The organism is Kitasatospora sp. NPDC057518 (genome assembly GCF_042802075.1).
Lineage (GTDB): Bacteria > Actinomycetota > Actinomycetes > Streptomycetales > Streptomycetaceae > Kitasatospora.
Genome location: NZ_JBHVEU010000325.1, coordinates 1 through 9,965, shown reverse-complemented (window position 1 = coordinate 9,965; position 9,965 = coordinate 1). Strand labels below are relative to the sequence as shown.

Genomic DNA, 9,965 nt, shown 5'->3' with positions numbered 1-9,965 from the left:
GGGGTCAGCACGGCCGGCCCGGGCCGCGGCGCCGCGGCGGGCGGCTCCTCGACGGGCGCGACAGCCGGAACGGACGCGGGCGCGGCAGCGGCGGCAACAGCGGCCGGAGCCGTCCCGAGCCGCTCCGCCTCCGCCGCGATCGCCGCGGCCCCCGCCTCCTGGAGCCACTGCGGCGGGCTGAGCAGGAACGAGGTCGCCTCCACCGGCCCGGGCGCGGGCTTCGCCGCCCCCGCCGGGTTGGCCGCCACCGGCCGCCCGTAGACCTCCTCGTACTGCCGGACCACCTCGTTGACGGGCAGCGCGGGCCAGAGCGTGCTGGCGCCGGAGTCCCGGGCGATCACCAGCCGCGCCTCCCCCGAGCCGCCGCCCGCACCGCCCGAGCCGTCGGCCGGGCCCGTGGGCGCCACCGCCCAGCAGACGAAGCCCAGGTCGAACTCCCGGACCCGCACCTCGCGCTGCTGCGAGCGCGGCACCCCGCCGTTGATCCACTCCTCGGCGAGCTCCTGCGCCTGCGCGTACGTCACCACGCCCGGTTCACCCCTGTCCGCATCCTCTTCGTCCCCCGTTCCACCGCGATCACCTCGGCCACCGACACCACCGCGAGCACCACGAACACCGCGCCCACGCGCCTCAGCCGACCGGGACGGCCCGGGCGAACCCGCCGTCCACCATCAGCTCCGCGACCGTCTCCAGCTCCGGCGGGCTGCCGGCCAGCCGGAGCAGGAAGGCGTCGAAGTCCTCGCCGCAGGGCAGCAGCAGCCGGGCGCAGCGGTCCTCCGGCGCCTCCGGGCCGCCGGCGTCGCGGGCGTCGTCGTACAGGTGGAACCAGACCGAGCCGGCCCGCTCGCCGCGCACCTTGAGCGCGACCAGGCCGCCCTGCGCGTAGGCGATGCCCAGGTAGTCCTTGGTGAGGTGGTCGCGCAGGCACTTGTTGGCGTACACGACGTCGTCGGTGCCGTACTCCTCGGTGAGCGTCAGGAACGGCTGGTCGAGCAGCAGTCCGAGCTCGGTGTCCAGCGCCACGCCGACCGGGGCGCGGCCGCCGCCCAGCTTGAGGAAGGTGCGGTAGGCGTCGGGCAGCCGGTAGCCGAGGCGCTCCTCGGCGCGCTGCACCAGGTCCTCGGGGACGCCGATCGGGTCGCCGCCGTCCCCGGCCAGCGAGAAGTGCACCGGACGGCGCTCCTGCAGCGGGCGGGTGCCGCGGCGGGTGTGGTCGGCGGCGGAGGTGGCCAGGCCGCCGTGGTGCCGCAGCAGCGCCTTGACCTCGACCGGGACGAGCTCCATCCGCCGCCAGCCGGGGGCGGCCCGGCCGACCGCGTGGTGCCAGGTCCAGCCGGGCGGGGTGGCGACGGCGGTCGGGAGGTCCGCCCAGAGCGGGTGGCCCTGGGTGTAGAGCGCGGCGTTGGCCGAGACGTAGTCGGTCAGCCGCAGTTCGTCCACGCCGAAGCCCGCCGGCGGGTCGGCCACCTCGGCCGCGGCGGCGGCGTACGGACCGAAGTCCGGGAAGCCGTACTCGTCCACCCTGACCCCGGCGGGGTGCCGCTCCGCGCGGACCGGGTCCGGGAACTGCACCACCTGACCTGCGTACGCCGCGTTCGGTGCGGCGGCGACGCCGGGCCGACCTGTCGTCATCTGGGAGCCCCCACTGGCTGCTGCAAAATACGGTGCTTGCTGGGCACCAGCCTAGGGCCTGCCCTCAACCCCCGGTCAGCCAGGCGGACGACGGGCCCCTGCCCCGGAGAGCCCGGAGCGCGGGCAGTGCCCCCGCCGTCACAGCCGCCCGCCCAGCGCCCGCGCCAGCGCCTCGGCCACCCGCAGCTGCCGGGCCTCGGTGAGGTGCGGGTGCAGCGGCAGGCTGAGCAGTTCGCGGGCGGCCCGCTCGGCGACCGGGAACGTCCCCTCGCGGTGGCCGAGGTGACGGAACGCGGGTTGCAGGTGGACCGGCACCGGGTAGTGCACCCCGGCGCCGATCCCGGCGGCGTGCAGCGCGGCCAGCACCGTGTCGCGGTCCCGGCCGGGGCCGATCCGCACCGGGTACAGGTGCCGGACGTGCTCGTTGCCGGGCGCGGTACGGGGCAGGGCGAGTCCGTCCAGCCCGCCCAGCAGCGCGTCGTAGCGGGCGGCGGCGGTCCGGCGGGCGGCGTTCCAGGCGGGCAGCCGGCGCAGTTTGGCGCGCAGCACGACGGCCTGCAGCGCGTCCAGCCGGGAGTTGCAGCCGAACCGTTCGTGCCGGTACCGGTCGCGGGCGCCGTGGTCGCCGGTCAGCCGGACGGCGTCGGCCAGGGCGTCGTCGTCGGTGAGCACCGCCCCGGCGTCGCCGTAGGCGCCGAGGTTCTTGCCCGGGTAGAAGCTGGTGGCCGCGATCCGCCCGTACCAGGTGCGCCCGTGCTGCCGGGCGCCCTGGGACTGCGCCGCGTCCTCCACCACCGGACGGCCGTCGGCCGCCGCCAGCAGCGGGCCCATCGGGGCGAGTTGGCCGAAGAGGTGGACGGGCAGCAGCGCGACCGCGCCGGGCAGCGCGGCGGCGGCCCGTTCCGGGTCCATCAGCAGGTACTCCGGGTCGGCGTCGACGAGCACCGGGCGCAGCCCGGCCCGCAGCACCGCCTCGGCGGTGGCGACGAAGGTGTTGGCGGGCAGCACCACCCCGCCGCCGGGCGGCAGGTCCAGGGCGCGCAGGGCCAGTTCGAGCGCGTCGGTGCCGTTGGCGGCGCCCACGCAGTGCCGGACGCCGACGAAGGCCGCGTACTCCCGCTCGAAGGCGGCCACTTCGGGGCCCTTGACGAAGGCTCCGGAGGCGAGCACCCGGTCGAAGCCGGCCCGCACCTCCTGCGCCACCTCGGCGTGCGCCGCCGCCAGATCGACCAGCGGGACGCCCTCCCCCGCAGCACCGCTCCCCGGGCCGTTCCCCGAACCGTGCACCACCCCGCTCACCGCGCCTCCGCCCCGGCCCGGACCGCCGCGCCCACCGGCACGGTGACCCCGCCGAGTTCGAGGCTGAGCGAGGCCGCCTCCAGCAGCTGCAGCACCCGCACCCCGGCCCGGCCGTCGGTGAGCGGGGCCCGGCCCTCGGTGATGGCGGCGGCGAACTCGGCCATCACGTTGCGCAGCGCCTCCTGCTCGACCAGCGCCGGCGCGACCATCTCGCCGACCCGGTAGGAGATCAGCGCCCGGTGCCGGATCTCGTCGGTGAGCTGGTCGGGCGGGGTGAGGTCGACGCCCCGGTCGTGCACCGCCAGCCGGGCCTGCGGGTTGAGGTCGTCCCAGACCAGGGTGCGCCGCGAGCCGCCGATCAGGGTGGTGCGGACCTTGGTCGGGGAGAGCCAGTTGACGTGGCAGTGCGCGAGCGCGCCGTTGCTGAGCCGGACCGTCAGGTACGCGACGCAGGCGCGGCCGGCCCCGATCGGGTCGGCGCCCTGGGCGGACACCCCGACCGGTTCGACCCCGGGCGGCAGCACGAAGTCCAGGATCGACAGGTCGTGCGGGGCGAGGTCCCACAGCACGTCGACGTCCGGCTGCACCAGGCCGAGGTTGATCCGCACCGAGTCGAAGAACTGGACGTCCCCGATCTCCCCGCCGTGGACCAGCTCGCGGATCCGCCGCACCGCCGGGGTGTAGCAGAAGGTGTGGTCGCACATCAGCACCAGCCCGCGCCGCTCGGCCAGGTCGACCAGCTCCTCGGCCTCGGCGGCGGAGGTGGTGATCGGCTTCTCCACCAGGACGTGCTTGCCGGCCTCCAGCGCCGCCCGCACCAGCGCGTAGTGGGCGCCCGCCGGTGTGGCCACCGCGACCGCGCCGACCCGTTCGTCCGCCAGCACCCGCCGGTAGCTGGCGGTCGCCCCGACGGTGCTGTACTCCCCCAGCACCGTGCGGGCCTTGGCCTCGTCCAGGTCGCACAGCCAGTGCAGCCGCAGCGCCCGGGTCTGCTGCGCGTTGCGGACCAGCTTCGGGCCCCAGTAGCCGGCCCCGACCACGGCCAGCCCGACGGGGCGCTCGGGCACCGGCCGGGGCGGCTCGTCCGGTGCGGGTACGTGGCCGCCGGGTGCCTGGTTGGCGGCCTGCCAGTGGTCGTCCTGCGGTTCCGACGTCATCGCACGGGCCCCTTCGCTCAGCGCCGGGGTGGGCGGCAGGCCCTCCCCGGTGGCCTCAACGTCCGGCGCGGGCACGGGAGTCGGGCCCGCCCGGCGGTTGCTCCGCGCGGTCGGCCGCGTCCCCCTTCGGCTCGCTGCCGGAACGGTACCGGCCGCGTACCGGCCTCCGGGGCCGTTTCGGTAAATCGGCGGACAAGTCGTGACGGACGCGTGCGCGTTCGGCCAGCATCGGGTGACCGCCGGGCCGGTCCGTGGCGCCACCGGCCGCCGCCGCACCCCGGTTGCGCGGTTGTCAGTGCCGTTTGACAGGCTTGCCCCTGAACAGGCTTGCCCCGGACGGGCCCGGTCACTCCGGCCGACACCGGGTTACCAGGAGGAGGACGACGGATGACCACCGGTGAGCCGGCGGGCCCGCCCGTGCTGCGCCACCACCGCGACAGCCTGCTGCCCGCCGTCGCCGCCGCGCTGTCGCTCAAGGGCGGCGAGGTGCACACCCTGGCGGGCGACAAGGACCCGCGCCGCCCGGTGCTGCACCACCTGGTCGCCGATTTCCTGGACACCCTGCCGACGGAGGCCCGCGAGCGGTTCACCGGCCGCTGCCCGGAGGCCGTCCTGCTCTCCCAGCACCTGGCCGCGGTCGACGGACGGCGCTCCAAGCGCGCCGCCCGCAAGCCGATGACGCTGCACGAGGCCCGCAAGGCGCTCAAGGGCTCCCGGATGACGACCGTCCGCATCCGCGAGGAGGGGGATCCGGCGCACGGCAGCCACGCGCCGCCCTGCCGCTCCTGCGCTCCGATGCTGGAGCACTTCACCGTGCGCAGCGTCGCCGTCGGGCCGCCCGCGCACTGACCGCCCGCGCACCGGCCGGCCGAGCCGCCGGCACGTCCCCCGTCCCCCAGCCCTGGAGCCCGCCCTGAACCCGCCCATCCCGCCCGCACCGGCCACCCTCTCCCCCGCCGGCGCCCGGACCCGCCCGCGCTTCCCCGCCGACGTCGCCGCCGAGCTCAAGGCGGCCGGCTGGCACCCCGGCCGCTGGCAGATCCGGCAGGCCGAGGAGTGGGCCGACGCCCTGGCCGGGTACGGCGCGCCCACCGGCGTGACGCACGCGGTGTTCCCGGCGGCGGTGGAGGCCTGGGCCGAGTTCGGCGGCCTCGCCTTCGACCTGTCCGGCCCGGGCCGCCAGCTGGCCCGCACCCCGTTCCTGATCGACCCGCTGTGCGGCCTGCACCAGCCGCGCACCCTGCTCGACCTCGGCCGGGCGCTGGGCACCCGGCTGGCCCCGCTCGGCGAGGAGGCGTACGGGCAGGCGCTGCTGGCCGTCGACGAGGAGGGCCGGGTCTACAGCCTGGACCACACCGGCGAGTGGTTCCTCGGGCACGGCATCGACCAGGCGGTCTCCGCCCTGGTCCTGGGCACGGCCCCGGAGCGGCTGCGGACCCCGGACGAGTACTGACGGGCACCGAGGCGTACGGAGGAGGAGCACCGGGAGCGCCGGAGCGCCGGGCCCGGCTCAGCGCAGCCGCTCGGCCCGCACCGCCAGCCGGGACGGCAGCACCGCCTCGATCCGGAACCCGCCGTCCGCCTCCGGCCCGGAGGAGAAGGTGCCGCCCAGCGCGATCACCCGTTCCCGCATCCCGACCAGCCCGTTGCCCCCGCTGGGCAGCTTCGCCGCGCCCCGCTCCCCGCCCGGGCAGGCGTTCACCACGGCCACCCGCACCCCGTTCGGCGCGTACGAGAGCAGGACGGACACCTGGGCGCCGCCCGCGTGCTTGTGCGCGTTGGTCAGGCCCTCCTGGACGACCCGGTAGGCGGTCTGCTCGGCCTCGCCGGTGAACTCCTGCCGGCTGCCGCTGACCGTCAGGGTCACCGCCATCCCGGCCACCCGGGACTGGTCCACCAGCCGCGGCAGCCCGGCCAGCGAGTCCGGCTCCGGCTGCCGCTCGTCGTCCATCCGCAGCACCCCGAGGATCTCGCGCAGTTCGTTCAGCGCCTGCCGGCCGACCTCGCCCATCAGCTTGGCGCTCTGCGCCGCCTTCTCCGGGTCCTTGCCGACGATCCGCTCCAGCGCCCCGGCGTGCACCACCATCAGCGACACCCGGTGCGCCACCACGTCGTGCATCTCCCGGGCGATCCGGGTGCGCTCCTCCAGCCGGGCCCGGCGGGCGCGCTCCTGCGCCTGCTCGGCCAGCAGGTCCAGTTCGGTCTCCAGGCCGTGCGCGCGGTCCTTGAGCGACTCGATCAGCCGCCGCCGCGCGCCGACGTACAGTCCGGTCAGCACCGGGGCGACCGTCAGCCCGACCGCCACCAGCAGCGACAGCAGGATCTGACCCCACAGCGGCGGCGGGTCCACCGGCCCGTCCCCGGGCGTCATCAGCGACACCGCCATCACGGCGGCCGCCTCGGCGAAGGCCAGCGCGGACAGCGCGACCACCCGGCGGCGCCGCGAGGGCCACTCCCAGGTCGACGCCAGCGTGTACAGCGCCACCACCAGCAGCACCACGCCCAGCATCCCGGGCATCACCAGCAGCGTCACCAGCACCGGGACGGCCGGCCAGCGCCGGCGCACCACCAGGGAGCCGCCGGCCAGCGTGCCGAGCACGGCTATCCCGACCGCTCCCGCGGTGCTGACGTGGATCCGGGCGGAGAGGAAGGCGATCGTGCTGGCCGCGCACTCGACGGCGGCGAGCAACGCCAGCCCGATGTCCAGGAAAGCGCTGCGCGGCCGCTTCCACCACAAGAACGACCGGACCGGCACGCGCTCCCCAGGCGAGTTGCTCATGCCCCACAGCGTAAGCGGCAACCCCCTCCCCTCCCCACCGGGATCTCCCCGTACACCCCCCTAGGCCGTCAAGTGGTCCAGACCACAGGTGGTTTTCGGCAGCCCTGTCCGCCATCCGGCCACGTCGCGGACAGCACCCTCCCCGACACCTATGCTGGTCGCGTCGGACAGCGCGGTCCGCACGCGTCACACCCGCCACACGCGTGTGGACCTGTGACGATGAGCCGTTGCCGAACCCCACCACCACAGGGAGACAGCCGTGACCGCTCCGGTCCCCACCCCGGCGGACAGCCCCACGCCCGTCGTCGCCGATCCCGACAACGCCGCCCTGCGTGCGGACATCCGCCGCCTCGGCGACCTGCTCGGCGAGACGCTGGTCCGCCAGGAGGGCCCCCAGCTGCTGGGCCTGGTCGAACAGGTCCGCCTGCTGAGCCGCACCGACGGCGAGGCCACCGCCGAACTCCTCTCCGACATCGACCTGGACACCGCCGCGAAGCTGGTCCGGGCGTTCTCCACCTACTTCCACCTCGCCAACGTCACCGAGCAGGTGCACCGCGGCCGCGAGTTCGCCACCCGCCGCGCCCGCGAGGGCTCGCTGCTCGCGCAGACCGCCGACCTGCTCGCCGAGGCCGACGCCAAGCACCTCCAGGACACCCTGGCCCACCTCGCCGTGCGCCCGGTCTTCACCGCGCACCCCACCGAGGCCGCCCGCCGCAGCGTCCTCAACAAGCTGCGCCGGATCGGCGAACTCCTCGACCGCATCCACCGCGACGAGGTCACCTCCGGCCTGGCCGCCGCCGACCAGGCCCGCACCAGCAGCGCCAAGCGCTCCGCCGACCGCCGCCTGGCCGAGGTCATCGACCTGCTCTGGCAGACCGACGAGCTGCGCATCGCCCGCCCCGAGCCCACCGACGAGGCCCGCAACGCCGTCTACTACCTGGACGAGCTCTACCGCGAGGCCGTCCCCGAGGTCCTGGAGGAGCTGCACGAGGAGCTCGCCCGGGTCGGCCTGAGCCTGCCCGACGGCGTGCGCCCGCTCACCTTCGGCACCTGGATCGGCGGCGACCGCGACGGCAACCCCAACGTCACCCCGCAGGTCACCTGGGACGTCCTCAACCTCCAGCACGAGTACGGCATCAAGGACGCGCTCGCCGCGATCGACGACCTGCGCAACACGCTCTCCACCTCCGAGCGGCTGGCCGGCGCCTCGGTCGAGCTGCTCGCCTCGCTCAACACCGACCTGCACCTGCTCCCCGAACTCAGCCCGCGCTACAAGCGGATGAACGCCGAGGAGCCCTACCGCCTCAAGGCCACCTGCATCCGGCTCAAGCTGGAGAACACCCGCGAGCGGCTGGCCGGCGGCACCCCGCACGTCGAGGGCCGCGACTACCTCGGCACCCGCGAGCTGATCGCCGACCTGCGGCTGATCCAGGACTCGCTGCGCTCCCACCGCGGCGAGCTCATCGCCGACGGCCGCCTCGCCCGCGCCATCCGCACCGTCGAGGCCTTCGGCCTCCAGCTCGCCACCATGGACGTGCGCGAGCACGCCGAGGCCCACCACCACGCCCTCGGCCAGCTCTTCGACCGGCTCGGCGAGGAGGCCTGGCGCTACGCCGACATGCCCCGCGAGTACCGGCAGAAGCTGCTCGCCAAGGAACTCCGCTCGCGCCGCCCGCTCGCCCCCACTCCGGCCCCGCTGGACGAGGCCGGCACCAAGACCCTCGGCGTCTTCAACACCGTCCGCCAGGGCTTCGAGCGCTTCGGCGACGAGATCGTCGAGAGCTACATCATCTCGATGTGCCAGGGCGCCGACGACGTCTTCGCCGCCACCGTGCTGGCCCGCGAGGCCGGCCTGATCGACCTGCACGCCGGCATCGCCAAGATCGGCATCGTGCCGCTGCTGGAGACCACCGACGAGCTCCAGCAGGCCGACCGCATCCTCGACGAGATGCTCTCCGACCCGTCCTACCGCCTGCTCGTCTCGCTGCGCGGCGACGTCCAGGAGGTCATGCTCGGCTACTCCGACTCCTCCAAGTTCGGCGGCATCACCACCTCCCAGTGGGAGATCCACCGCGCCCAGCGCCGGCTGCGCGACGTCGCCCACCGCTACGGCATCCGGCTGCGCCTGTTCCACGGCCGCGGCGGCACCGTCGGCCGCGGCGGCGGCCCCTCGCACGAGGCCATCCTGGCCCAGCCCTGGGGCACCCTGGAGGGCGAGATCAAGGTCACCGAGCAGGGCGAGGTCATCTCCGACAAGTACCTGCTCCCCTCGCTGGCCCGGGAGAACCTGGAGCTGACCCTCTCCGCCACGCTCTCCGCCTCCGCGCTGCACACCGCCCCGCGCCAGGCCCCCGAGTCGCTGGCCCGCTGGGACGCCGCGATGGACCAGGTCTCCGAGGCCGCCCACACCGCCTACCGCGGCCTGGTCGAGCAGGAGGACCTGCCGAAGTACTTCTTCGCCTCCACCCCGGTCGACCAGCTCGCCTCGCTGCACCTGGGCTCCCGCCCGTCCCGCCGGCCCGACTCCGGCGCCGGCCTGGACGGCCTGCGGGCCATCCCGTGGGTGTTCGGCTGGACCCAGTCCCGGCAGATCGTCCCCGGCTGGTACGGCGTCGGCTCCGGCCTCGCCGCCGCCCGCGCGGCCGGCCTCGGCGACGTGCTGGACGAGATGTACGGCGAGTGGCACTTCTTCCGCAACTTCCTGTCCAACGTCGCCATGACGCTGGCCAAGACCGACCTGCGGATCGCCCGCCACTACGTCGAGCAGCTGGTGCCCGGCGAGCTGCACCACGTCTTCGACGAGATCAAGGCCGAGCACGCGCTCACCCTGCGCGAGGTGCTCCGGCTCACCGGCGAGAGCGAACTGCTGGAGCACAACCCGGTGTTGAAGCAGACCTTCGCCGTCCGCGACGCCTACCTCGACCCGATCTCCTACCTCCAGGTCGCGCTGCTGCGCCGCCAGCGCGAGGAGCTCTCGGCCGGGCGCCAGGACGACCCGCTGCGCGCCCGCGCGCTGCTGCTGACCGTCAACGGCATCGCCGCCGGCCTGCGCAACACCGGCTGACGGCCGGCCCGAGAACGGCCGAGGGCCGGTGTCC

General features: G+C 75.3%; 7 protein-coding genes and 1 pseudogene. 3 read left to right on the top strand and 5 right to left on the bottom strand.

Annotation, left to right across the window (positions count from 1 at the left end):
- The 4 genes and pseudogenes from ACFU7Z_RS27940 to ACFU7Z_RS27925 all read right to left on the bottom strand — a co-directional run.
- Positions 1-527 (bottom strand): annotated as a pseudogene (locus tag ACFU7Z_RS27940) (hypothetical protein); the annotation flags it as partial.
- A 103-nt stretch (positions 528-630) separates the two neighbouring features.
- Positions 631-1,632, bottom strand: a complete 1,002-nt coding sequence (locus tag ACFU7Z_RS27935; RefSeq protein ID WP_380780402.1) for an SMI1/KNR4 family protein — start codon at positions 1,630-1,632, stop codon at positions 631-633.
- Between the two features lie 138 nt (positions 1,633-1,770).
- A complete protein-coding gene (locus ACFU7Z_RS27930) occupies positions 1,771-2,931 on the bottom strand; it encodes a DegT/DnrJ/EryC1/StrS family aminotransferase (RefSeq protein WP_380780400.1) in 1,161 nt (386 codons plus the stop codon).
- Positions 2,928-4,088 (bottom strand): Gfo/Idh/MocA family protein, encoded by a 1,161-nt coding sequence (locus ACFU7Z_RS27925; protein WP_380780398.1) that lies wholly within the window; start codon positions 4,086-4,088, stop codon positions 2,928-2,930. The genes ACFU7Z_RS27930 and ACFU7Z_RS27925 overlap by 4 nt, the downstream gene beginning before the upstream one ends.
- A 387-nt stretch (positions 4,089-4,475) precedes the next feature.
- Between ACFU7Z_RS27925 and ACFU7Z_RS27920 the strand changes: the two genes are divergently transcribed.
- A complete protein-coding gene (locus ACFU7Z_RS27920) occupies positions 4,476-4,937 on the top strand; it encodes a YwqJ-related putative deaminase (protein WP_380780396.1) in 462 nt (153 codons plus the stop codon).
- Between the two features lie 76 nt (positions 4,938-5,013).
- The gene (locus ACFU7Z_RS27915; protein WP_380780404.1) at positions 5,014-5,541 is read left to right on the top strand and encodes an SUKH-3 domain-containing protein; all 528 of its coding nucleotides are present in this window, start codon (positions 5,014-5,016) and stop codon (positions 5,539-5,541) included.
- Positions 5,542-5,598: 57 nt separating this feature from the next.
- On the opposite strand, the gene ACFU7Z_RS27910 is transcribed toward ACFU7Z_RS27915, so the two are convergent.
- The gene (locus ACFU7Z_RS27910; RefSeq protein ID WP_049653628.1) at positions 5,599-6,867 is read right to left on the bottom strand and encodes a sensor histidine kinase; all 1,269 of its coding nucleotides are present in this window, start codon (positions 6,865-6,867) and stop codon (positions 5,599-5,601) included.
- A 259-nt stretch (positions 6,868-7,126) separates the two neighbouring features.
- Between ACFU7Z_RS27910 and ppc the strand changes: the two genes are divergently transcribed.
- On the top strand, positions 7,127-9,931 hold the full coding sequence (ppc, locus tag ACFU7Z_RS27905; protein ID WP_049653627.1) for a phosphoenolpyruvate carboxylase: 2,805 nt from the start codon (positions 7,127-7,129) through the stop codon (positions 9,929-9,931).
- Positions 9,932-9,965: the final 34 nt, after the last annotated feature.

Bases quoted from the DNA above. Each gene is read 5' to 3' on its own strand.
- ACFU7Z_RS27910 (WP_049653628.1), bottom strand. From the start codon at position 6,867: ATGAGCAACTCGCCTGGGGAGCGCGTGCCGGTCCGGTCGTTCTTGTGG.
- ACFU7Z_RS27925 (WP_380780398.1), bottom strand. From the start codon at position 4,088: ATGACGTCGGAACCGCAGGACGACCACTGGCAGGCCGCCAACCAGGCA.
- ACFU7Z_RS27935 (WP_380780402.1), bottom strand. From the start codon at position 1,632: ATGACGACAGGTCGGCCCGGCGTCGCCGCCGCACCGAACGCGGCGTAC.
- ACFU7Z_RS27920 (WP_380780396.1), top strand. From the start codon at position 4,476: ATGACCACCGGTGAGCCGGCGGGCCCGCCCGTGCTGCGCCACCACCGC.